The sequence below is a fragment of the Saccharopolyspora hirsuta genome, assembly GCF_008630535.1.
GTDB lineage: Bacteria > Actinomycetota > Actinomycetes > Mycobacteriales > Pseudonocardiaceae > Saccharopolyspora > Saccharopolyspora hirsuta.
The window spans coordinates 125331-147907 of record NZ_VWPH01000015.1; the positions used below are offsets into that span (position 1 = coordinate 125331).

The window sequence follows — 22577 nt, forward strand, 5'->3', positions numbered from 1 at the left end:
GCACAGGAGGAACGGTGTCGACCAGTCGGCTTGCAGGCTTCAAGGACCGCTCCGTCGCTCAGCGACGGGCCTTGGTGGCGGCGCACGCGGGTGCGGACGAGAGCGACCTGGCCGTGTTCGACCCCAGCGCCGGGCTGGGGCTGGAGCAGGCCGAGCACATGATCGAGAACGTGGTGGGCGTGCTCGGCATCCCGCTGGGCGTGGCGACCAACTTCACGATCAACGGACGCGACGTGCTGGTGCCCATGGCCACCGAGGAACCGTCGGTGGTCGCCGCGGCCAGCAACGCCGCCCGGATCGCCCGGGCGCGCGGCGGGTTCACCACCTCGTCCACCGATCCGCTCATGCAGGCCCAGGTGCAGATCGTCGACACCGCCGACCCGGAGGCCGCGCGGCTGCGGTTGCTGGAGGCGCGGCACGAGCTGATCGCGCTGGCCAACCAGCAGGACCCGCGGCTGGTCGAGTTCGGCGGCGGGGTCCGCGACCTGGTGGTGCGGCTGGTGGACTCCCGCGTGCAGCGCTACGTCGTCGCGCACCTGGTGGTGGACGTGCGCGACGCGATGGGGGCGAACGCGGTCAACACGATGGCCGAGGCGATCGCCGACCGCGCCGGGCGGATCGCGGGCGGTCGGCCGCTGCTGCGGATCCTGACCAACAAGGCCGACCTGCGGCTGGCCCGGGCGCGCGCGGTCTTCGACGCCGAAGCGGTGGGCGGTGCCGACGTGGTGGCCGACGTGGTCCACGCCGCCGCGCTGGCGGAGGCCGATCCGTACCGGGCGGCGACCCACAACAAGGGCATCATGAACGGCATCACCGCGGTGGTGCTCGCGACCGGCAACGACACGCGCGCCGTGGAAGCCGGGGCGCACTCGCACGCGATCAGCGACCAGGGGAACTACACGGCGCTGTCCCGGTTCGAGCGGGACGCGGACGGGAACCTGGTCGGCACCCTCGAACTGCCGATGGCCGTGGGCCTGGTCGGCGGCGCCACCAAGGTCCACCCGGTGGCGCAGCGCGCGGTGCAGGTCCTCGGGGTGTCGACCGCCGCCGAGCTGGCGGAGATCATCACCGCGGTCGGCCTGGCGCAGAACTTCGCCGCGCTGCGGGCGCTGGCGACCGAAGGAATCCAGCGCGGCCACATGTCGCTGCACGCCCGCAACGTCGCGGTCGCCGCCGGAGCGGCCGAGGACGAGCTGGCGGCGGTCGTCGCGCGCCTGGTCGGGGACAAGGCGGTCCGCATCGACCACGCGGAGAAGGTCCTCGCCGAGCTGCGCGCGGAGGCCGGGCGATGAGCAGCGACCCGGAGTACGTGCAGGTCTGGGGCGACGCGGTCAACCCGAAGCACCTGTGGATCTCGGTTCTGCTCGGCGCCGCAACGGGTTTGGGTGCGCTGCTCGCGGCCGGGGCGGCCCTGCGCGGCACGTCGGTCAGCCCGGAACTGCAGGACGGGTACTCGCTCCTGGCAGGCCTGCTCGGCTGCATCGTGGCGGCGGTGGTGTGCGCGAAGTTGTTCCCACCCAAGCGAACCGTGCGCGAGCACGCGCTCTCACCCGATGAGCACCAGGCCGCGATCCAGGAGATCGTGGCGGCCAACGGCAGGGGATCGACCGGTGCGCTCTCGCCGCACGCGGCGCGGGAACTGCGCTCGGTCGGTCTCCACGACGCCTTCGCCCGGCGGCAGGAGGTCGAGCCGTGATCCTCCACGACGTCCTGATCGCCCTGAGCATGGGCCTGATCGGCGCGGTGGTCTTCTCCGCGATCGGGATGGTCTCCGGCACGGACGAAACTGCGACGCTGGCACCGCTGACGCTGCTGGTCGTGATGCTCGGCGTCCCACCGGTCGGGGTGTTCACCTTCTTCATCGCGGGTGCGGTCTCCAAGCACATGACCCACGCCATCCCGACCACGCTGCTGGGAATCCCCGGCGACACCACGGCGGTGCCGCTGCTGCCGGAGGCGAACATGCTCCGCAGGCTGGGAATTCCGCACATCGCGCTGCGCAAGGCGATCTCCGGTGCGATCCTCTCGGCGTTCATCGCGGTGCCGGTGGCGGTCGGCCTCGCCGCGGTGCTCGCCCCGCTGGGCACCCACATCACCGCCGCCGCGCCGTACGTGTTCGTCGTCGCCGCGGTGCTGATCGGCTACTTCTCCCCGGGGCGGTGGACCAGCATCGCGTGCATCGTGCCGTTCGTGCTGCTGGTGACCGCGGTCAACGCGCTGTCGAAGAACGCGATCGGGGAGACGCTGAGCATCAGCTTCTTCCTCGGCATCGCCGTCGGGCCGCTGATCGCCGACCTGCTCCAGCTCGGCTCCCGCACCGGCCGCGCGTCGCTGCCCCGCACCGGGCGCAAGGAGTTCTGGCTGGCCCCGGAGGTCAAGGACTGGAGCGGCTACCTGCCGAACCCGGTGAAGGTGCTCAGCCCGCGCCAGATCGCGCTCACCTCGGCCGCCGCCGGGGTCAGCTCGACGACGTTCGTGTTCAGCCCGGTGGCCACGACGGTGCTCGCAGGCGAGCTCGTCGGCTCCCGCATCAAGCACGTCTACGAGCGGCTGACCTCGGTGATCGCGGTCAAGAACGGCACCACGGAGTCGACCTACCTGGCGGAGACGCTGATCCCGCTGGTGGCGTTCGGCCTGCCGCTGAGCCCGGTCGCGGCAGGTCCGGCGGCACCGCTGTTCAACGCCCCGCCGGTGTACGGCGTGGACGAGGCGACGGGGCAGGTGAACAACCTGCACACGATGATGTCGACCTGGCAGTTCCTGGCCTTCGGCCTGGTCGGCGTGGCGCTGGCGGCGATCGTGGCCTACCCGCTGAGCATGAACTTCGCCCGCTCGGCGAGCCTGTGGGTGATGCGCAAGGTCAGCCACGAAGCCCTCATCGGAGCCTTCGCCGGTCTGATCGTGGTGATCTCCTGGTACGAGGGCGGCGCCTTCGGCGTGGCGGCGACGCTGCTGATCGCGACGTTCGCAGGAGTGGCGAACCGCCTGTTCGGCATGAACGCAGGAGTCCAGTTCATGGCCTACTACGTGGCAATCCTCTTCGTCCCCAAGGTGATCGGCCTGGCGTGACGAGACGGATCGAGCTGGCCTGCCACCACGCGTGGCAGGCCAGCTCGGCGTTCGCCCCCCCGCAGAGCGATCAGATCGAGCGCAGCCCGTTCGCCCGGGCCGGAGGCCTAGGTGCTCTGGTACGGCAGTTTCAGCGCAGTCTCGATCGCAGTCGCTGCGGCGTGCAGCCGTCGGGCCGATTCGTCGATGCGCCCGATCAGGCGTGAAGTGGGCCCGGAGATGTTGATGACGGCGATCAGGGTGCCGGAGTGGTCCCGGACCGGGACTCCGACCGACGTCAGGCCGATCTCCACCTCCTCGCTGGCCGTCGCGTAGCCCCTGGCGCGCTCGTCGTGCAGTCGTTCCAGGAGTTCGTCGAGGTTTCGCGGTGCGGCTGGGCCGGAGATGGGTGTTCGGAGGTCCGCTTCGGTGAGCGCTTCGACCAGCTCGTCGTCGGAGTCGAAGAGCAGAGCTCTGCCGGAGGCCGTGCAGTGCATCGGGGAGCTCCGCCCAACCCATCCACCGGCGCGGAGTGATTGGTTCGATTCCTCGCGCAGGACGGTGAACGATCTGTTCCCGCGCTGCACGGACAGCAGCGCCACCTCGCCGGTGCGCGCGACGATCCCGCGCAGCGCGGGTCGAGCCGCACGGAGCAGCGCTGTGTCTCCGGCGCTCGCTGCCAGCACCAGCAGGCTCCACCCCAACCGGTAGCGCCTGGTCTGGGGGTCTTGTTCGACCAGGCCGCCGCGTTCGAGCGCCTTGAGCATCCGCGAGACCTGGCTTCTCTCTCGCCCGACGGCCCGGGCGAGGTCGCTCACCCCGTGATCGTTTCCCGCGCCGCCCGTGCCGAAGGCGAGGAGGAGCGCGGCGACGCGTTCGGCTCCCGAATCCATGCCGAGGAGTATCACCCATGTTGCTGCACGAACAACATATCGATCTTGAATATCTGGAATTTGCCTGTTCGCAATGGTTGACGTGTTGTCGTGCGAGCAACATGGATGGACTGATCGGGTGTTGCGCCTTAGCGTTCCGGCACTGCGGACAACCGCTGTACCAGGTCGCTTTCGAAGAGGAGAGTGAGACGGCCGATGACTGCCGAGATGGACGTGACGACGGCGCGGCGACAGCTCTACGGGCCACAGACGGAGCTGGGTGTGCAGAACTTTCCGGTGCGTGGTCGCACCTTCGGTGACTTGGTGCCGTTCGTGCGCAACTACGCCCGGGTCAAGCTCGCGGCCGCGCGGGTCAACCGCGCGTCAGGGGTGCTCGACGAGGCCCGCTGCGACGCGATCGTCACCGCGTGTCAGGAGGTCATCGCGGGTGAGCACGCCGACCAGTTCCCCACCCCGCTGGTGCACGGCGGCGGCGGGACCACGGCGAACATGAACGTCAACGAGGTGATCGCGGCGCGGGCGAGCGCGATCGGCGGGGTCGAGATCCACCCGAACGACCACGTCAACGCGTCGCAGTCGACGAACGACACCTACCCGACGGCGATGGCCTTGACGATCCTCGACCTGGTCCAGGTGCCGGTCGCGGCGTTGCGCGAGCTGTCTGCCGCCTTCGCGGACAAGGCAGCCGAGTTCGACCGGACGCCGCACCTCGGGCGCACGTGCCTGCAGGACGCGGTCGCGCTCACCGCAGGAGACACCCACCGGGGCCACGCCGCGGTGACGAGCCGCGTCGCGGCCGGGCTGGCCGACGCCGCCGCAGCGCTGAGCTCGGTGCCGATCGGCGCGACCGCGGTCGGCACGGGCATCGGTGCCCCGGACGGGTTCGGCGAGAGGTGCGCCGAGGTGCTGGCCGAGCTCACCGGGCGACCGATCACCAGTGCGGAGAACCGCTACGACAGCCTGGCGCACCTCGATCCGTACTCCGAGATCGCCGCGGCTGGGGTCCGCGCTGCGATCGCCGTGGCCAAGATCGCCGCCGACTTCCGGATCCTGTCCTCCGGCCCGCACGGCGGGTTCGGCGACCTCACGATCCCCGCAGTCCAGGCCGGGTCGTCCATCATGCCTGCCAAGGTCAATCCGGTCATTCCCGAGTACGTCATGCAGCTCAGCTACCGGGTCCGGGGTCAGGGCCTCGCGGTGGACTGCGCCGTGGCGGCCGGTGAGCTCGAGCTCAACGTCATGGAGCCGGTGGTCCTCGACGCGCTGACGAGCATCTTCGACGACGTCACCGCTGCCGCCGAAACCTTCGCCCGACGCTGCGTCAACGGCCTGGCCTGGAACGGCGCTCACCGGGAGCGCAACCTCACCGGCGCGTTGGACCAGTGGGTCGAGATGGCGGCAACCGAGGGTTACGAAACCGCCACCGGCCGACTGCTCGAGGGCCCCGGCAGCGGGGGGAGGACGGCATGAGCACTTCCGCCCGCAGCGCCACCACTGCTCTCGCCTACGAGGATGCCCCGCTCACCCGCTTCCACATCAAGGTGACCGTCGCGGGCACCGGCGGGCAGTTCAGCGACGGCTTCATCCTCGGCATCATCGGTATCGTCATCGCTGCCGCCACCACCTCCCTCGGTCTCGCTCCACTGTGGATCGGGTTGCTGGGTGCGGCCACCCTGGTCGGGTTGTTCCTCGGCGCGGTCGTCGTCGGCCCGATCGCCGACCGCATCGGGCGTCGTCAGATCTTCGCCTGGGACATGCTGGCGTTCGCCGTGCTGTCGCTGGTGCAGTTCTTCGTCCAGACCCCGGGGCAGTTGTTGGTCCTGCGGTTGCTGCTGGGCCTGGTGCTCGGGGCTGACTACGTGGTCAGCAAGTCGTTGGTCACCGAGCACGCGCCGCTCAGGTTCCGCGGCAGGCTGATGAGCCTGCTGGCTGTCGCCTGGGCTGCCGGATACGTCTTCGCATACCTGGTCGGGTTCCTTCTCGCCGGGCAGGGGGAGGATGCCTGGCGCTACATGCTTGCCATCAGTGCGATCCCGGCGCTGCTCGTCTTCGGTTTCCGGCTCGGAGTCCCCGAGGCGCCGCTGTGGTTGTCCCGGCACGGACGTGACGCCGAGGCGGCGGCAGTCGTCCGACGCCACCTCGGCCCGAACGTGCACCCGCCCACGGCGACGCCGAGCGCCAACCGACGTGGTACGGGTGCTCTGTTCAGCCCGGCCTACCGCAAGCGCACCGCTGTCGGCGCCTTGTTCTACGTCTGCCAGGTCATCCCGTTCTTCGCCCTCGGCACCTTCTCGCCCCAGGTCATGGAGGCGCTCGGAGTGACCAGCAAGCTGGGCGCAGGTGCCCTCTACAACGTCTTCCTGCTGGCTGGTGCGATCGTCGGTCTGCTCATCATCGACAAGATCTCCCGACGGCTCTTCCTGATCGGGACCTTCGCCGCAGGCGGTGCGCTGCTGGCCGCGCTGACGGCCTTCGCCGACATCGGCGGCCCTGTCATCTCGGTCAGCCTGTTCACCGCATTCGCCTTCGTGCTGGCGGCAGCGGTCAACCTGGAGTTCGTCTACCCGCCCGAGCTCTTCCCCACCGACCTCCGCGCCTCCGGTGTGGGGATCGCCGTGGCCGCCAGCCGGATCGGCTCCGCGGCCAGCACCTTCCTGCTGCCGCTCGTCGCCAGCGGGTACGGCATGGGCGTCGCGCTGGGCGGATGTGTCGTGGTGCTGTTCATCGGTGCCCTCGTGTGCTGGGCGTGGGCCCCCGAGACGAGCGCGGAATCGCTGGACGGCATTGACGCTCGCGGCTGATCGGGCGGGTTCCCAGCCGCGCTCGGCGGAAACCGCCCGCGCGGGACAGGGGAGAGCTGAGATCCACACCGCACGTATGCGTCGCCGTTGACGCCGGTGCTACGGTTTGGGCAGTTGCCTTGGGCGACTGCCCAAACCGGGAGGTGGTGCTCCGTGTCGCCGAGCGCGGCGGATCGCGGGCGTGAGGTTCGGCAGCGGCTGCTCGGTGCTGCGGCGGAGTTGATCGCCGAGCGCGGGTGGGGTGGTGTCAGCACGCGGATGGTGGCCGAGCGCGCCGGGGTGGGCGCGGGGTTGGTGCACTACCACTTCGCGTCGGTGCAGGTGCTGCTGTCCGCGGCGGCGGTCGCGGTGATGCGGGAGGTCGGCGGGGCGCTGGAACCGTTGCTGGAGCGGGCGGGCACCCCGGCGGAGGCGCTGGAGCTCCTGGTGTCCTCGCTGGACGGGTACACCGGTGACGACGCCACCTCGGTGGTGTTCACCGAGACCTACCTCGCGGCCACGCGCGATCCGAAGCTGCGCGACGAGGTCGCGGGCGTGATCGCGGAGTTCCGCGCGTGGTTGGCCGGTTGGCTCGCCGCTCGCGGCGTGCCGGAACCCGAGGCCACCGCGGCAGTGGTGGGGGCGGCGATCGACGGGGTGATGATGCAGCGCGCGCTGGACCCGTCGCTGACATCCGAGGCCGTGCTGCCGGTCCTGCGCCGGATGGTGGAGACCCCGCGATGAAGACCGGGCAGCTCCGCGACCAGGCGGCACGAGGGGAATCACGATGGCGTTGACCGATCGAAAACCGCGCGGCCTGCTGAGAATTCTGCTGCGCGCGCCGATCTACCTCTACCGCGCTCGTCTCGGGTGGCTGGCCGGGCACCGGTTCGTCTACCTCGCGCACCGAGGGCGGCGGACCGGGGCCCGGCGGGAGGTGGTCGTGGAAGTCGTGCGCTACGACCCGGACGTGCCCGAGGTCGTCGTGGTGGCCGCGTGGGGCAAGAACCCCGACTGGTACCGCAACATCCAGGCCGCACCGGCCATCGAAGTGCGGTTGGGCGGCCACCGGTGGCCCGAGCCCGAGCACCGCTTCCTCGACGGTCCGGAGGTGCAGCGGGTGCTGTCGGCCTACCAGCAGAACCACCCCGGCGCGTGGAAGCGCTTGGCGCCGCTGCTGGGTTTTCCGGCGGATCCGGCCGACGAGCGCTGGCCGGAGGTCGCGGCGAGCACGCGTGCGATCGCATTCCGGCCGAGCCGCTGAATCAGCTGCGGAGGAAGTACAGGACGGTCATCGTCACCGCCGTGGTCAGGACGATCCCGCGCAAGGCGCGAGCGGGCAACCGGCGGACGAGACGCGCACCGGCGAAGCCGCCGCCGATCGCGCCGAGCAGCACGGCCAGCACCGGCACCGGATAGCTCCAGACGTCGGAGGCGACGAGGAAGAGCGCGGCGGCCGTGGCGTAGATGGCGGCGAGCTGCGCGACCCGGGTCGGGTTGCCCTTCGCGGGGTCGAGCCCGAGGCCGACGCTCCAGAAGGCCAGCATGAGGATCCCGACGGCACCGCCGAAGTAGCCGCCGTACGCGGCGAGCACGAAGTGTCCGATGAGGACGGTCTTGGCGCTCATGTTGACCGGGTGACCGATCGCCTTCGAGAGCAGCTGCGAGATGCTGCGCCCGAACGCCAGGATCACGGTCGCGAACGCGAGCAACCAGGGCACCGCGACGCGGAAGGACTCCGAGGGCAGCGCGAGCAGCAGCCCGGCGCCGAGCGCGCTGCCGAGCAGACCGACCGCGGTCAGCGCCGTCCTCGACGTCGTCCCGACCTGGACCAGATCGTTCCGGTACGCCCACGCGCTGGCGAGCGCGCCGGGCAGCAGCGCCACGGTCGACGACGCGTTCGCGGTGACGGGCGGCAGGCCAGCGGCCACCAGGGCGGGTAGGGCGACGAAGGTGCCTCCGCCGCCGACGGCGTTCAACGCCCCCGCCGCGACACCGACCGCCAACAGGGCGATGAACTCCAGCACGCGGTCAGCATCGAATCCGGCCTCTGCGGCCACAACGTGACGAGAACCGCAGCACGGCAGGGGAATCGCCCGCGCCGTTCACCGCGCGTCCGCCGGGATGCCTTCCCCGATCAGGCCTGGAGGGGCTCTCACCTGCGGACATGGGCACGGTCGCGGGGAAGGCATCCCGAGCCGGACGGAGGCCATCCATCGATCTCGGAGATGAATCCCATCGAAAACAAGCGTTGGACCGCGCAATGAGCCCTGGCCAACACTGAGTTCATGGCGAGTTGTCACACCAGGGCCGAGCGCGGCGTGTTGCGCGCCTTCGCCCTGCGGTTCCTGGTCATCGGGCTCGTCCTGGTCATCACCGGCGCGACCTCGCTGGGACTGGTCGCGCTCCTGGCGGGCACCGGATTCCTGCTCGCGGCCGACGTCAGTCCACGAGGTGCTGGAGCAGGGCGCGGGCAGCCGGGTTGACCGGTTCCGGCAGCCGACCCGCGAGGTAGATCGACCGGGCCAGGGCCGGTTGCTCGACGCGAGCGTGCGGGAGCCCGGACCGCTCCGCGATCAGCCGGGGCACGATGCTCACGCCGAGACCGGCCGCCACCAGCTCGATCAGCAGCGGCATGTGGGTGGCCTCGCACACCGGGTCGCGGCGGATCCCGACCTCGGCGAACCGGCGGGCGACCAGCTCCTGCAGCCCGCTGCCGCTGAAGTCCACGAACGGCTCGTCGTCCAGCTCCGCCAGGCGGACCCGGCGCCGCCGCGACAGCCGGTGCTCGGGGTGGCAGAGCAGCACCAGCTCCTGGCGCCACTCGGCGAAGCTGACCAGGTCCTCGGCGAGCGGTCCGTCGAACGCGAGGTAGGCGAGGTCCAGCTCGCCGCTGCCGACCGAAGCCATCAGATCGGGCATGAGCCCTTGGCGCACGCGGATGCGAACCCCGGGGTGGTCCCGCCGGAACGCCCCGAGCCGACCGGGCAGGTCGACGTCGGTCAGCGCCTGGATGGTCCCGATGGCCACGTGGCCGCGCGACAGCCCCGCCACCGCGGACACCTCGCCGCGCGCGGCGATGACGTCGGCCGCGATCCGGTGCGCCATCGGCACCAGCGCCCGCCCCGCCTCGGTCAGCAGCACCCGGCGGGTGGTGCGCTCGAACAGCTGGGCGCCCAGCTCGGCCTCGAGCTTGCGGATCGACGAGCTCAGCGCCGACTGGACGACGTGCACCTCCCGCGCCGCGCCGGTGAAGCTGCCGTTGCGCACCACGGCCAGGAAGTGCTCGAGCTGCCGCAGTTCCACCCGCAGCACGATACCCGCCGACCACCCGGAGAAGACCCGTTGACAGCAGGGCCTGGTTGGCAGTGCCATCGAGTGCGGGCGAGCGAACTCGGGCCGGTTCCTGCTCGACGTCGCGAGAGGGGGCTCGTGGTGAAGGCTGCCACCGTGGTGCCCGGCCGACCGGAGCTGTCGGCGGTCACCGAGCTGCCCGATCCCGTTCCGCAGCCGGGCGAACTGCTCGTGCGGGGGCTGCTGGCGGGGTACTGCCGCATCGATCGCGACGTCGCCGAACGGGGGCGCGGCGTCCTGCCGCCGGGGCGGGACCGCATGGTCCTCTTCCACGAATCCGTCGGCCAAGTGCTCCACGCCCCGGCTATCAGCGGGTTCCACGACGGTGACCACGTGGTCGGTGTCGTCCGGCGTCCCGATCCGCAGCCGTGCGAGGCCTGCGCCGCCGGGCAGTGGGACTTCTGCCTCAACGGCCGGTACACCGAGTGCGGCATCCGGGGGCTGGACGGCTTCGGCGCGCAGCAGTGGACCGTCGAGCCGCGGTTCGCGATCCGGGTCGGTCCCGCGCTCGGTGCGCTGGGGGTGCTGACCGAGCCCGCGTCGGTGGTGGCCAAGGCCTGGGAGCAGGTCGACATGATCGGTCGGCGCGCCTACTTCGCCCCGCACCGCGCGCTGGTGACCCGGGCCGGTCCGATCGGCCTGCTCGGCGCGCTGCTGGGCGTCCAGCGCGGCTTGGAGGTGCACGTGCTCGACGAGGTCGTCGAGGGGCCGAGGCCCGATCTGGTCCGCGCGCTGGGCGCCACCTACCACACCTCGCTGGACGATCTGCGCTGCGAGCCGGACATCGTGATCGAGACGACCGGATCCGGCAGGCTGGTGTTCGAGGTCCTGCAGCACACCGCGCGCAACGCCATCACGGTGCTGACCGGCCTCGCGGGCCACCACCGCACCCAGCCGTTCCCCGCCGGTCCGGTGATCGACGACGAGCTGATGCTCGACAACGACGTCATCGTTAGCAGCGTGAACGCCAACCTGCGCCACTACGACCAGGCGGTGCGGGCGCTGGCCGCCGCCGACCGCGGCTGGCTGGAATCCCTGATCGGCCGCCGGGTCCCGCTGCGCGACTGGACCGAGGTCTTCGACACCGGACCGGACGAGGTGAAGGCCGTCGTGGACCTCCAGGACTGACCGGCGTCCTCCGAGCAGATTGGTTGACCAATGTCTTGACAGCTGCGGTTTCAGGTCCTTACGGTTCCTGCATTAGTCGGACCAATCTGGGTCGCGGCTGGTGAGGAGGCAGTGGGATGGGCGTCGACCTGTCGTTTCTCGTGCAGCGGCTCGCCGAGCAGGCGACGCCGGAGGCCGCGACCGGCCGGTTGCGCCTGCCCACCGAGCGGGAGCTGGTGGCCGCGCTCGACATCAGCCGCGGCGCGCTGCGCGAGGAGCTCGCCACGCTGGAGCTGCTCGGGTTCGTGGAGCGGACCCAGGGGCGCGGGTCCTACCTGCGGGTCCCGGACGCCACCTTCATCCGGCTGTACTTCGACCTGTCCCGCCAGCTCGGCCAGCTCGGCACCGGCGAGTTCCGGTCGGCGCGCGAGATGATCGAGCTCTCGGTGGCCGAGTCGGCCGCCCGGCTGGCCACCGCCGACGACGTGGACGAGCTCCGGCGGCTGGTCGACGAGATGGTGCAGGCCAGCTCGGCGGGTGACGACGCCCGCGCGCTGGAAGCCGACCTGGAGTTCCACCGCAAGCTGTTCCTGATCGTGGACAACCCGATCTTCGGGATCCTGCAGGACGGGCTGAGCCACGCCCTGCGCACCGAGGTCGTCGAACGGCGGCGCCTCGCGGTGGAGCGGCTGCCGGTCGAACCCGGCCAGACCCGGGTCGTCGACACCGTCCACTACGGAATCGTCGAGGCGGTCGCCGAGCGCGACGCCGAAGGCGCCCGCCTCGCCATGCGCCGCCACTTCGAGGTCTGGTCGTCGCTGGCCGCCAAGTCCTGATCCAGCCCCCGGTACCAGCTCGGCCGAAATCCGGCCGGGCGCGATCCGTGCTGCCCGCACGCATGGAGGACAACGATGTCTGCCCCTTCCCTCGCCTTCGTCGGCGTCGGCGCGATCGGCCTGCCGATGGCGCAGCGCCTCGTCGCCGCTGGCTACCCGACGACGGGTGTCGATGCGCTTCCGTCCGCAGTGGAGCGCGCGACCGCGGCCGGAGTGCCCGCGGTCGCGAAACTCGCTGACGTGCCGGGCGTTTCGGTCGTCGCGGTCATGGTCGCCACGCCCGAACAGCTCGAAGAGCTCGTCACCAGCGCGCTCGCCGGGTCGGTGACCGGCCAGCGCTGGATCGTGATGAGCACCGTCGGCCCCGACGCGGTGCGCGAGCAGGGCGCGCGGCTGGTCGAGGCCGGTGCGATCGTCGTGGACTCGCCCGTGACCGGGGGCGTGGCGCGCGCCCGCACCGGTGAGCTGACCCTGTTCACCTCCGGTGCGAGCGCCGACATCTCGGCGGTGCGCGATGTTCTCGAGTGCTTCGGCACGGTCCGGGAGGTCGGCGAGGGTCTGGGGGAGGGGCAGGCGATCAAGGTCGTCAACCAGCACCTGTGCTCGGTGCACATCGTGGCCGCCGCGGAAGCGCTCGCGCTCGCCGACCGCCTCGGTCTCGACCGGGCTTCGGTGCTCTCGATGGTCGAGCAGGGCGCCGCCGCCTCCTGGATGCTCTCCGACCGCGGCCCGCGCATGCTCCGGGGCACCGACGTCGAGGTCACCAGCACGATCGGCATCTTCGTCAAGGACTCCGGGCTGGTCGCCGAGGCCGCCGCCCGGGTCGGGGCGGACACCCCGCTGCTCGACGTCGCGCGCGACCGGTACCGGCGCGCCGCGGATTCCGGACTCATCATGCGGGACGACTCCCGGGTGATCGAGACCTACCCGTCCCGCTGACCGGTTCCCCCGACCTCAGGAGTGCTGCCATGTCCGGTTCGACCCGGGACAACCCCGCGAAGGTCTCCTTCGCGTCGATGATCGGCACCGCCGTGGAGAGCTACGACTTCTTCATCTACGGCACCGCTTCCGCCGCCTACTTCGGCACCGCCTTCTTCCACTCCGACAACGCCATCGTCGGCGTCCTGGCCTCGTTCGCCACGCTCGCCGTCGGATTCCTGTTCCGCCCGCTCGGCGGATACCTCGCCGGTCACTACGGCGACCGGCTGGGCCGCAAGCGGGTCCTGATGTGGTCGCTGACCGTGATGGGCGTGGCCACCGTGCTCGTCGGCGTGCTGCCGACCTACGCGCAGGTGGGGGTCCTGGCCCCGCTGCTGCTGATCCTGCTGCGCATCGTGCAGGGCATCGGGTTCGGCGCGGAGTGGAGCGGCGCGGTCCTGATGGCCGTCGAGCACGCGCCGGAGCGCAAGCGCGGTTTCTTCGGCGCAGTGCCGCAGATCGGCATCCCGGCCGGTCTGCTGCTGGCCAACGGAGCTTTCCTGCTGTCCGAAGCGCTGTTCACCGGGGACTGGGTGTGGCGGGCGCCGTTCCTGGCCTCCGTGGTCATGGTGGCCGCCGGGATGTACATCCGGAACCGGGTGGGCGAGTCGCCGGAGTTCGCGAAGGTCAAGTCCGCGGGCGCCATCCGCAGGACCCCGGCCCTGGACGTGCTGCGGCGCGACTGGCGGGTCGTGGTCCGGATCATGGCGCTGCGCCTGGCCGAGACCGGCGGGTACTACGTGACGACCAGCTTCATGCTGTCCTACGTCGTGCTGGCCTCGCTCACCGACAAGCAGAACGTGCTGCTGGGCACCATCGTCGGCTCGGCGCTGGGGCTGGTCAGCCACCTCGCGTTCGGCGCGCTGTCGGACCGGATCGGCCGCAAACCGGTGTTCCTGATCGGCTCGATCTTCACCATCGCCTTCGGCTTCCCGATGTTCTTCCTGGTCAACACCGGGGCCGGGATCGCGACCGTGGTCGCCGTCGCGCTCGGGCTGCTGTTCAGCCACGACCCGATCTTCGCGGTCGAGGCGTCGTGGTTCGCCGAGCAGTTCCCCAGCGAGGTCCGCTCGTCCGGCATCTCGCTCGGCTACAACGGCGCCTCGGTCATCGCGGGCCTGCTGCCGTTCCTGGCCACCGCGCTCTTCGGCGTCATGGGCTGGGTCGGCCCGGCCCTGCTGTTCGTGGCGCTCGGGGCGATCTCCACCTTCGCCGCCCGGTTCTGCGCGGAAACCGCGCCCGCGCGAACCGGTTCGACCGCAGCGCGGGCCACCGACGTCTCCGCGGTGCGGAACCGCTGAGGAAGGAGAACAACGCACGATGACCGCTGTCGATCAGCGCCCGCGCGCTGAGGTGGTGCGGGAAGCCGCCCACCGGATGCGCCACCACATCCTGAACATGGGCGAGGTCCAGGGGCAGGGCTACGTCGGCCAGGCGCTCGGGGTGGCGGACGTGCTCGCCGCGACCTACGTCGACCAGCTGCGCTTCCGCGCCGACGACCCGGACTGGGCCGAGCGCGACCGGTTCCTGCTCTCCACCGGGCACTACGCCATCGCCCTCTACGCCGCGCTGGCCGAGGTCGGGACCGTTCCGGTGGAGGAGCTGGAGACCTACGGCTCGGACGGCTCGCGGCTGCCCATGTCGGGCATGGCCTCCTACACGCCGGGGATGGAGATCTCCGGGGGTTCGCTGGGCCACGGGCTGACCGTGGCGGTGGGCATGGCGCTGGGCCTGCGGTTGCGGGGTTCGCAGGCCCGGGTCGTCAACTTCCTCTCCGACGGCGAGCTCGACGAGGGCTCGACGTGGGAGGCCGCGATGGGCGCCGCGCACCACCGGCTGGGGCGGCTCACCGCGCTGGTCGACATGAACGCGCTGCAGGCCGACGGAAGGACCGAGTCCGTGCTGAGCATCGAACCGGCCGAGGAGAAGTGGGCCGCCGCGGGCTGGTTCACCCAGCGGGTCGACGGCAACGACGTGGACGCCCTGCTGGCGGCGTTCGACGCGATCGCCGAGCGGTCCGCCGACACCGGCCAGCCCTCGGTGATCCTCTGCGACACCCGGATCGGCCGGGGCGTACCGCTGCTGGAGGCCCGGGAGAAGGCGCACTTCATGCGCATCGACGCCGACGAGTGGGAGCTGTGCCGCCAGCAGCTGTCCGCCGGACACGAGGGAGGGGCCAAGTGACGACCACCAAGCCGAAGCGACTCACCACCTCGGCGATGATCGCCTCGTTCGCCGACCCCGGGCAGCGGACCACGAGCGCGCCGTTCGGCCACGCCCTCGCCGCGCTCGCCGAGTCCGACCAGCGCGTCGTCGGGCTCACCGCGGACCTCGGCAAGTACACCGACATGCACGTCTTCGCCGAGGAGCACCCCGACCGGTTCTTCCAGATGGGCATGGCCGAGCAGCTGCTGTTCGGCGCGGCGGCGGGGATGGCCGAGGTCGGCCTGGTGCCCTTCGCCTCCACCTACAGCGTGTTCGCCGCCCGCCGGGCCTACGACTTCCTGTGCCTCGACATCGCCGAACCCGGCCTCAACGTCAACATCGTCGGCGGCCTGCCCGGCCTCACCACGGGCTACGGGCCGAGCCACCAGGCCACCGAGGACATCGCGATCTTCCGCGGCATGCCGAACCTGACGATCGTCGACCCGTGCGACTCGGTGGACATCGAGCAGGCGGTCCCGCAGCTGGCGGCCAGCGACGGCCCGACCTACCTGCGCCTGCTGCGCGGCAAGGTGCCGACGGTCCTCGACGAGTACGACTACACCTTCCGCCTCGGCGAGGCGGCGGTCCTGCGCGGCGGCCGGGACGTCGTGCTCATCTCCAGCGGTCTCATGACGATGCGGGCCCTGCAGGCGGCCGAGGAGCTGACCGCCCACAACGTCGACGCCGCCGTGGTCCACACCCCGACGATCAAGCCGTTCGACGCCAAGACCGTCCTGGCCGAGGTCGACACCGACCGCCTGGCGGTGACGCTGGAGAACCACACCGTGGTCGGCGGCCTCTTCGAGACGGTGGCCTCGGCGGCGGTCCGCGCCGGGCTGTCCCGCCGGGTGGTGCCGATCGGCCTGCCGGACGAGTTCCTCGCCGCCGGAGCCCTGCCGACCCTGCACGACCGCTACGGCCTGTCCCGCGACAAGGTCGTGCAGACCGTCCTAGCCGAACTGTCGAGCTGAGAACCGTGAGCGTTTTCTGGTGCCATAGCGCCAGAAAACGCTCACGAGCCGTTCGTGCTCAGCGCGACCAGCTGGCGATCGCCTCGCGGCCCTGGGGGATGGCGAGGTCGAGGAGCCCGGGGAAGCGCGCGTCGAGATCGGCGCGGCGGAGCCGGTTGAGCCGCCGGGTCCCCTCGTCGCGTTGGTGGATCACACCCGCTTCGCGCAGGACCTTGAAGTGCCCGCTCTGCGTGGACTTGCTGACCGGCAGCTCGAAGGTCGCGCAGGCGAGTTCGCCGTCGGCATCGGCCAGGCGCGCGACGATGGCCAGCCGCACCGGGTCGCTCAGCGCGTTGGCCACGGCGGTGAACGCCAGTTCCTCCCTGGCGGGGTGCACGAGCTCGGTCGCGGTTCGGCTTGCCATGACCCCCACCCTACCAAACATGTTCGGGAGATCCGAACATGTGCTATGTTCGGCGAATCCGAACATAGCTGATGGGGGTCCGGATGAAGATCGAGGAACGGGACCGTCCTGCTCGCGCACCAGGTGGACGTGGGCGGGCACGGCGCTTCTGGGCCGTGGCGTACGCGCTGCTGATCCTGTTGACCGGCACGAACCTGCCGACACCGCTGTACCGGGGTTACCAGGAGCGCTTCGGGTTCTCGCCCCTGGTCGTCACGCTGATCTTCGCCGCGTACGTGGCGGTGCTGATCCCGTCGCTGCTGGTGGCGGGGCCGCTGTCGGACGCGATCGGTCGGCGCCGGGTGCTGCTGCCCGCGGTGGTGGCAGCGGCGCTGGGATCGGCGGGTTTCGCGCTCGTGTCGGACACGGGGTGGTTGTTCGTCGCCCGAGTTCTCCAGGGGCTCGCTGTCGGCATGGCGGCTGGTCCGCTGACCGCAGCGCTGACCGAGCTGGAACCCGTTGGCAACCACCGCAAAGCGGCGCTGGTGTCCACTGTGGTGTCCGTGGGCGGCCTGGGTCTGGGGCCTGTGCTGGCGGGTGTGCTCGCCCAATACGCCCCGGCGCCTCACGTGCTGCCGTTCGTCCTCGAGATCGTGCTGCTGCTCCCGGCGGCGCTCGCCATCTGGATGCTGCCCGATGCGCGCACGGCGCGGTGGCGACCACGCCGCCCCGAGGTCCCCGCCGCGATGCGGTCCCTGTTCGCGACCAGCGGGACGGCCAACTTCCTGGCGTTCGCCGTGATCGGGCTGTTCCTCGCGCTCATCCCCACCTACGTCGCGGCGCTCGCGAACAGCGCGAACCTGCTGCTCGGCGGGGGAGCCGTGGCGCTGATGCTGGGTTTCTCGGCGATCGTCCAGCTCATCGCCTACGGCAAGCCGCCGCACACCCTGCAGCGCGCTGGCCTTCCGGTGCTGGCCGCGGGTCTCGTCCTGCTCGCCGTCGCGGGCGGCGTGTCATCGCTGGCCCTGCTGCTGGTCGCGACCGCGCTCGCCGGTACCGGCCAGGGCCTGGTGTTCCTCGGCGGCCTCACCGCGATCAACCACGCCGCTCCCGCCGACCGCCGAGCCGAAGTCCTGTCCAGCTTCTACGTGGTGGTCTACAGCGGCGTCGGCCTCCCCGTCATCGGAGTCGGCCTCCTCGCCACCAGCATCGGCCTCGTCCCCGCCGTGCGCGCCTTCGCCGCCGTCGTGGCAGCCCTGTGCCTGATCGTGCTGCTCGCACTGCGCCGCACTCCCGCCACCAGCTGACAGCGTTCCCAGGAGACCACAGTGGACACCGCAGAAATCGAAGCCGCGTATCGCGATCTGCTCACCGCCGTCGAGGCCGACACGGCCGCCCTGGCCGCGGAAGCGCGATCGGCCGTCGACTGGACGCTCAGCCACATCGCGCTCAGCGACCGCATCCTCGCTGCTGCGGCCCGCGACGTCCTGACCGGCGTGCCGCCGGTCGTCGACAACAGCAGTGCAATGGACGAAGCCGCCATCGCCGCGCTGATCGCCTCGACCAGCCACCGCCGACGGATCGACATGGTGCGCCGCAACGCCGCCGACCTCGCCTCGGTGATCAGGACGATCCCGAATCACGCCGCCGCGACACCGGTGCTCCTCCGCCTGACCAACCGCGAGGGCCGGACCTTCCCGGACCAGCACCTGCCCTGGGGCGACCTGGTCGGACTCCGCGCCACCGAGCACATCCCCGGACACACCGCGAGACTCGCGGCGCTCTCGTGAGCCAGGACGGAGTTCAGGTTCCCCTCAGCGGGTTCCCGGGGTGTCGAGGGTTCGGGTGAGGGTGTGGGCCTCGTGGAGGAGGAGGGCGCCGAGCTCGGGTTGGCGGTCCGGGCGGAAGCGGGGTTCGATGCCGGTCAGGGTCAGGGCCCACGCCGGGTGGCCCTCCCGGTCGAAGACCGCCGCCGCCATTCCCCAGCTGCCCTCGACGATCAGGCCGGGGTTGACCGCGTAGCCCTCGCGGCGGGTTCGGGCGATCCGCTCGCGGATCGCCTCGGGGGAGTGCGACGGGCCCCAGCGGGTCGTCAGGTCGGTGCTGTCCAGGTAGGCGTCGATCTCCGCGTCGTCGAGGAAGGCGAGGATCACCAGGCCCGCGGAGACGACGCCGAGCGGGAAGCGGGCACCTTCGTAGAGCACGAACGAGCGGATCGGGAAGTCGCCGTCCTCGCGCAGCAGGCACACCGTTTCCGCACCTCGCAGGGCCGAGAAGAACGCGCTCTCGCCGGTCTTGGCGGCCAGCCGGTGCACGCTCTCGCGGGCGTGGTGCGTCACGTCGTAGCGGGTACCCGCGGTCTGGCCCAGCAGGTACAGCTCCGGGCCGAGGAACCAGCGGCCGGTGCGGCGGTCGCGGTCGACGAACCCCTCCTCGGCCAGCGAGCTGAGCAGGCGGTGCACGGTCGGTCGCGGGAGGTCGGTGGCCCGGGCGAGGTCGCTGGTGGCCGCCCCGGTCTCGTTGGTGGCCGACAGCGCGCGGAGCACGGCGCCGACCCGGCCGACCAGGTGGGCGTTCGAGCTGGTGCTCATGCAGTCCCGCCTCTCCGCGATTCACAGTGGTGGTTGCGTTTAGGGGTTGATCTTGCGTTTGGGGGTTTCTTGTGGCTGGTTCGCGTCACGGTCCCCTGAGGTGCGGTTGAGCAGGACTGAGGTTGTGCTCACGGCCATCATCGTAGCGTCCGCTGAGTGAACGCATCGAGCTGATCTCGGTCGCCGATCGAACGGTTCGACCGCGATTCGCCGCCGTTTCTTGCGGTGAACGCGGGCGCGGCTCTTTACTGCTGGCTGTTCGTCCAGCGGACCGATGGAGAGGTGATCAGGTGTCCAAGCTGCGCTCGAGTGCGGCCGAGGCGCTGGCCGGGGTGCTCGAAGACGGGATGACGATCGCCGTCGGCGGCTTCGGCCTGTGCGGCAACCCGAACGATCTCATCGAGGTCGTCCGCGACAGCGGGGTCACCGGGCTGACAGTGGTCTCCAACAACATGGGCGTGGACGGCAAGGGGCTCGGGCTGCTGCTGGAGAACCAGCAGGTCACCAAGGTGATCGCCTCCTACGTGGGGGAGAACAAGCTGTTCGCCGAGCAGTACCTGGACGGGACGCTGACCGTGGAGTTCGCCCCGCAGGGCACGCTGTCGGAGCGGATGCGCGCCGGAGGCGCGGGCATCGCCGCCTTCTACACCCGCGCCGGTGTCGGGACCCCGGTCGCGGAGGGCAAGCCGCTGGCGGAGTTCGACGGGAAGACCTACGTGCAGGAGCGGGCGATCGTGGCCGACGTGGCGCTGGTGCACGCCCACACCGCCGACCCGGCGGGCAACCTCGTCTACCGGTCGAGCGCGCGGAACTTCAATCCGGTCGTGGCGACCTGCGGGAAGGTGACGGTGGTCGAGGTCGAGCACCTCAGCGAGGAGTACCTGGACCCGGAGCACGTGGTGACCCCGGGCATCTACGTCGACCGGCTGGTCCAGGCCCGTCCCCGGGTCAAGGACATCGAGAAGCGCACCGTGCGCCCGCGCGGCTGACCGGCGTCCGCAAGCCACTCTTCGAAGGAGCAACCATGACCTGGACCCGTGACGAGATGGCGGCGATCGCGGCCGCCGAACTCCGCGACGGCGACTACGTCAACCTCGGCATCGGCATCCCCACGCTGGTCGCCAACCACATCCCGGACGGCGTGCGGGTGACCCTGCAGAGCGAGAACGGCATCCTCGGCCTCGGGCCGTTCCCGTACGAGGGCGAGGAGGACGCCGACCTCATCAACGCCGGCAAGCAGACGGTCACCGTCAACCCCGGGGCCAGCTACTTCGACTCGGCGGCGTCGTTCGCGATGATGCGCGGTGGGCGCATCGACATCGCGGTCCTGGGCGCCCTGCAGGTCGCCGCGAACGGCGACCTGGCCAACTGGACGATCCCGGGCGCCCTGGTCAAGGGCATGGGCGGGGCGATGGACCTGGTCGTCGGGGCGCGCCGGATCGTGGTGCTCACCGATCACGTCGCCAAGGACGGCACCCCGAAGATCGTCGAGCAGTGCACCCTGCCGCTCACCGGCGCGGGCGTGGTCAACCGGATCATCACGGACCTGGCGGTCCTGGACGTGACCGAGGACGGCCTGCAGCTGGTCTCCCTCGCACCCGGCGTCACCGAGGCCGAGGTCCGGGAGAAGACCGGCGCTCCGATCCAGCAGCCCGTCCCCGCGAGCTGATCCCGGTCCCCTGTGGACGGACCTGTGCGCGGGTCCGTCCCGACCGGGATCTGGCATGCTTCGGAGGGCGTTGCAGGCGAACGGCGAAGAGGTGCGGTGTGCGGGCGTACGGGTTCTCCGAGGCGGGCGGTCCGGAGCAGGAGACCTTCCTCGACGTGCCGGTGCCCGAGCCCGGGCCGGGCGAGTTGCTGGTGAGGGTGCGCGCTGCGGGCGTGAACCCGGGCGACTGGCGGCTCCGCGAGGGCACCTACGGCGTTGCCGGGCCCGCGGTCCTCGGGCGCGAGGTGGCCGGGACGGTCACGGCGCTCGGACCCGGGGTGACCGGGTTCTCCGTCGGTGACGAGGTGTTCGGCGGTTGCCCGGGCATGGTCGGCGGTTGGGCGGAGCAGGCGCTGGTCACCGCGTCCTTCGCCGCGCACCGGCCCGCCGCGCTGGCACCGGAGGCGGCCGCGGTGCTGCCGGTCGCGGCTGGCACCGCGCACGACGCGCTGGCGGGCCTCGGTCTGCGCGCAGGCGCGACGTTGCTGGTCAACGGCGCTGGCGGCGGTGTCGGGATCCCGGTCGTGCAGCTCGCGCGGGCCAGGGGGATCGCGGTCGTGGGGGTGGCCAGCCCGGCCAAGCACGATCTCGTCGCGGGATTCGGCGCGACCCCGGTGGCTTACGGCGACGGTGTCCTCGACCGGGTGCGGGCCGCCGCGCCCGGTGGCGTCGACGCCGTCTTCGACCTGGTCGGCGGTGCGGCGCTGCGCACCGTGGCCGAGCTGGTCGAGGACCGGTCGATGCTGCTGTCGATCGCCGACAAACCGCTGGTCGCCGAGCTCGGCGGCCGGGCGGTCGAGCGGGACCGCAGCACCGCCGTGCTCGACGAGCTGGCGCGGCTGGTCGTCTCCGGGGAGCTGGACCCGTGCGTCACGCAGGTCCGGCCGCTCGACGAAGCAGGTGCGGCGCTGGCCGAGGTGGAGCGCGGGCACGTGGTCGGCAAGATCGTCCTGGTTCCCTGATCAAAAGCCGGACGCGGCCGGGGCGGCTCTGATCGAATACCGGTATGGCCGAGGTCCCGTTCTTCCACGATGTCCAGCCCGTGCGGCGAATCCGCGACGACGTCATGGACGTCCACCTCCCCGACGAGGCGACCGGGCCCCGCCCGGCGGTGATCTTCGTGCACGGCGGCCCCGTCCCCGAGGACGTGGAGCCCCGGCCGCGCGACTGGGAGGGGTTCATCGGCTACGGCGCCCTGGTCGCGGCGTCCGGGCTGGTCGGGATCACCTTCAACCACCGCCTCCACTCCGACGAGCTCTACCCGGAGGCCGCGGACGACGTCGCCGCGGTGGTCGAGCGGACCCGCGCGCTCGACGAGGTCGACGGCGACCGCATCGCGCTGTGGTGCTTCTCCGGCGGCGGCCCGATCGCCGCTTCGTGGCTGCGCGCCGCGCCGTCGTGGCTCCGCGCCGTCGGTTTCACCTACCCGGTGCTCGCCCCGCCGCCGGACTGGCCCGGCGACGCGCCGCGGTTCAACGCCGTGGAAGCGGTGTCCGCGCACCCCGAGCTGCCCAAGCTGCTGGTGCGGGTCGGCGACGAGTTCGAGTACTTCGTGCCCACCCAGGACGCGTTCGTCGAGAAGGCCCGCGACGCCGGTGCGGACCTCGAGGTCATCGAGATCCCGAACGCCGCGCACGGCTTCGAGGGGCACGGCGCCAACCCGGAAGCCCGCGCGGCGGTCGACCGGGCGGTGGACTGGTTCCTCGGCAAGCTGGGCGGCTGAC

Annotated in this window: 25 protein-coding genes; 20 read left to right on the forward strand and 5 right to left on the reverse strand. The window is 71.3% G+C overall.

Annotated features, from left to right (window positions below; all coding sequences use genetic code 11):
• Window positions 1-14 precede the first annotated feature (14 nt).
• From F1721_RS28405 to F1721_RS28415, 3 genes are read left to right on the forward strand one after another with little or no spacing between them, the layout of a single operon-like run.
• The gene (locus F1721_RS28405) at window positions 15-1292 is read left to right on the forward strand and encodes a hydroxymethylglutaryl-CoA reductase, degradative (protein WP_246155366.1); all 1278 of its coding nucleotides are present in this window, start codon (window positions 15-17) and stop codon (window positions 1290-1292) included.
• A complete protein-coding gene (locus F1721_RS28410) occupies window positions 1289-1696 on the forward strand; it encodes a hypothetical protein (RefSeq protein WP_150069870.1) in 408 nt (135 codons plus the stop codon). Before F1721_RS28405 ends, F1721_RS28410 begins: the two co-directional genes overlap by 4 nt.
• Window positions 1693-3069, forward strand: coding sequence for a tripartite tricarboxylate transporter permease (locus tag F1721_RS28415; RefSeq protein ID WP_150069871.1), 1377 nt, complete (start codon window positions 1693-1695; stop codon window positions 3067-3069). The genes F1721_RS28410 and F1721_RS28415 overlap by 4 nt, the downstream gene beginning before the upstream one ends.
• Window positions 3070-3176: 107 nt before the next feature.
• Here F1721_RS28415 and F1721_RS28420 read toward each other — a convergent pair whose 3' ends face one another.
• Window positions 3177-3941, reverse strand: a complete 765-nt coding sequence (locus F1721_RS28420; protein WP_150069872.1) for an IclR family transcriptional regulator — start codon at window positions 3939-3941, stop codon at window positions 3177-3179.
• A 195-nt stretch (window positions 3942-4136) separates the two neighbouring features.
• Between F1721_RS28420 and F1721_RS28425 the strand changes: the two genes are divergently transcribed.
• From F1721_RS28425 to F1721_RS28440, 4 genes are all read left to right on the forward strand, one after another.
• Entirely contained in the window at window positions 4137-5411 is a 1275-nt protein-coding gene (locus tag F1721_RS28425; protein ID WP_150069873.1) for a lyase family protein, read from the forward strand.
• Window positions 5408-6742 carry an MFS transporter gene (locus tag F1721_RS28430; RefSeq protein ID WP_150069874.1) on the forward strand — a complete coding sequence of 445 codons (1335 nt, stop codon included), beginning with the start codon at window positions 5408-5410 and terminating at the stop codon, window positions 6740-6742. The genes F1721_RS28425 and F1721_RS28430 overlap by 4 nt, the downstream gene beginning before the upstream one ends.
• A gap of 153 nt (window positions 6743-6895) precedes the next feature.
• Window positions 6896-7465 carry a TetR/AcrR family transcriptional regulator gene (locus F1721_RS28435; RefSeq protein WP_150069875.1) on the forward strand — a complete coding sequence of 190 codons (570 nt, stop codon included), beginning with the start codon at window positions 6896-6898 and terminating at the stop codon, window positions 7463-7465.
• A gap of 43 nt (window positions 7466-7508) precedes the next feature.
• A complete protein-coding gene (locus tag F1721_RS28440; protein WP_150069876.1) occupies window positions 7509-7985 on the forward strand; it encodes a nitroreductase family deazaflavin-dependent oxidoreductase in 477 nt (158 codons plus the stop codon).
• A gap of 1 nt (window position 7986) precedes the next feature.
• Here the strand turns inward: F1721_RS28440 and F1721_RS28445 are convergent, their stop codons facing one another.
• Complete coding sequence (locus F1721_RS28445) at window positions 7987-8748, reverse strand: sulfite exporter TauE/SafE family protein (RefSeq protein ID WP_150069877.1); 762 nt, start codon at window positions 8746-8748, stop codon at window positions 7987-7989.
• A 261-nt stretch (window positions 8749-9009) separates the two neighbouring features.
• Here F1721_RS28445 and F1721_RS28450 point away from each other — a divergent pair, with 261 nt between their 5' ends.
• Window positions 9010-9207, forward strand: coding sequence for a hypothetical protein (locus F1721_RS28450; RefSeq protein ID WP_150069878.1), 198 nt, complete (start codon window positions 9010-9012; stop codon window positions 9205-9207).
• Here F1721_RS28450 and F1721_RS28455 read toward each other — a convergent pair.
• The gene (locus F1721_RS28455; RefSeq protein ID WP_150069879.1) at window positions 9164-10027 is read right to left on the reverse strand and encodes a LysR family transcriptional regulator; all 864 of its coding nucleotides are present in this window, start codon (window positions 10025-10027) and stop codon (window positions 9164-9166) included. The genes F1721_RS28450 and F1721_RS28455 overlap by 44 nt on opposite strands.
• Before the next feature lie 129 nt (window positions 10028-10156).
• Between F1721_RS28455 and F1721_RS28460 the strand changes: the two genes are divergently transcribed.
• The 6 genes from F1721_RS28460 (at window position 10157) to F1721_RS28485 (ending at window position 16172) form a co-directional block, all read left to right on the forward strand.
• Window positions 10157-11203: a glucose 1-dehydrogenase gene (locus F1721_RS28460; protein WP_150069880.1), complete on the forward strand. Its 1047-nt coding sequence runs from the start codon at window positions 10157-10159 to the stop codon at window positions 11201-11203.
• Between the two features lie 116 nt (window positions 11204-11319).
• Window positions 11320-12018: a FadR/GntR family transcriptional regulator gene (locus tag F1721_RS28465; protein ID WP_150069881.1), complete on the forward strand. Its 699-nt coding sequence runs from the start codon at window positions 11320-11322 to the stop codon at window positions 12016-12018.
• Window positions 12019-12093: 75 nt separating this feature from the next.
• Window positions 12094-12957: an NAD(P)-dependent oxidoreductase gene (locus tag F1721_RS28470; RefSeq protein WP_150069882.1), complete on the forward strand. Its 864-nt coding sequence runs from the start codon at window positions 12094-12096 to the stop codon at window positions 12955-12957.
• A gap of 29 nt (window positions 12958-12986) precedes the next feature.
• Complete coding sequence (locus tag F1721_RS28475; protein WP_150069883.1) at window positions 12987-14297, forward strand: MFS transporter; 1311 nt, start codon at window positions 12987-12989, stop codon at window positions 14295-14297.
• 19 nt (window positions 14298-14316) lie between these two features.
• The gene (locus F1721_RS28480) at window positions 14317-15180 is read left to right on the forward strand and encodes a transketolase (protein ID WP_150069884.1); all 864 of its coding nucleotides are present in this window, start codon (window positions 14317-14319) and stop codon (window positions 15178-15180) included.
• Entirely contained in the window at window positions 15177-16172 is a 996-nt protein-coding gene (locus F1721_RS28485; protein WP_246155367.1) for a transketolase family protein, read from the forward strand. The genes F1721_RS28480 and F1721_RS28485 overlap by 4 nt, the downstream gene beginning before the upstream one ends.
• Before the next feature lie 58 nt (window positions 16173-16230).
• Here the strand turns inward: F1721_RS28485 and F1721_RS28490 are convergent, their stop codons facing one another.
• Entirely contained in the window at window positions 16231-16575 is a 345-nt protein-coding gene (locus tag F1721_RS28490) for an ArsR/SmtB family transcription factor (RefSeq protein WP_150069885.1), read from the reverse strand.
• A gap of 155 nt (window positions 16576-16730) precedes the next feature.
• Here F1721_RS28490 and F1721_RS28495 point away from each other — a divergent pair, with 155 nt between their 5' ends.
• On the forward strand, window positions 16731-17861 hold the full coding sequence (locus tag F1721_RS28495) for an MFS transporter (RefSeq protein ID WP_246155368.1): 1131 nt from the start codon (window positions 16731-16733) through the stop codon (window positions 17859-17861).
• A 21-nt stretch (window positions 17862-17882) separates the two neighbouring features.
• Window positions 17883-18344, forward strand: coding sequence for a hypothetical protein (locus F1721_RS28500; protein WP_150069887.1), 462 nt, complete (start codon window positions 17883-17885; stop codon window positions 18342-18344).
• A 24-nt stretch (window positions 18345-18368) separates the two neighbouring features.
• On the opposite strand, the gene F1721_RS28505 is transcribed toward F1721_RS28500, so the two are convergent.
• Window positions 18369-19145, reverse strand: a complete 777-nt coding sequence (locus F1721_RS28505) for an IclR family transcriptional regulator (RefSeq protein WP_150069888.1) — start codon at window positions 19143-19145, stop codon at window positions 18369-18371.
• Between the two features lie 290 nt (window positions 19146-19435).
• On the opposite strand from F1721_RS28505, the gene F1721_RS28510 reads away from it, so the two are divergent.
• The 4 genes from F1721_RS28510 (at window position 19436) to F1721_RS28525 (ending at window position 22576) form a co-directional block, all read left to right on the forward strand.
• Window positions 19436-20134: a CoA transferase subunit A gene (locus F1721_RS28510; protein WP_150069889.1), complete on the forward strand. Its 699-nt coding sequence runs from the start codon at window positions 19436-19438 to the stop codon at window positions 20132-20134.
• A gap of 35 nt (window positions 20135-20169) precedes the next feature.
• Window positions 20170-20814 carry a CoA transferase subunit B gene (locus F1721_RS28515; protein ID WP_150069890.1) on the forward strand — a complete coding sequence of 215 codons (645 nt, stop codon included), beginning with the start codon at window positions 20170-20172 and terminating at the stop codon, window positions 20812-20814.
• 98 nt (window positions 20815-20912) lie between these two features.
• Window positions 20913-21815 (forward strand): NADP-dependent oxidoreductase, encoded by a 903-nt coding sequence (locus F1721_RS28520; RefSeq protein WP_150069891.1) that lies wholly within the window; start codon window positions 20913-20915, stop codon window positions 21813-21815.
• A 44-nt stretch (window positions 21816-21859) separates the two neighbouring features.
• Window positions 21860-22576, forward strand: a complete 717-nt coding sequence (locus tag F1721_RS28525; RefSeq protein WP_150069892.1) for an alpha/beta hydrolase — start codon at window positions 21860-21862, stop codon at window positions 22574-22576.
• Window position 22577: the final 1 nt, after the last annotated feature.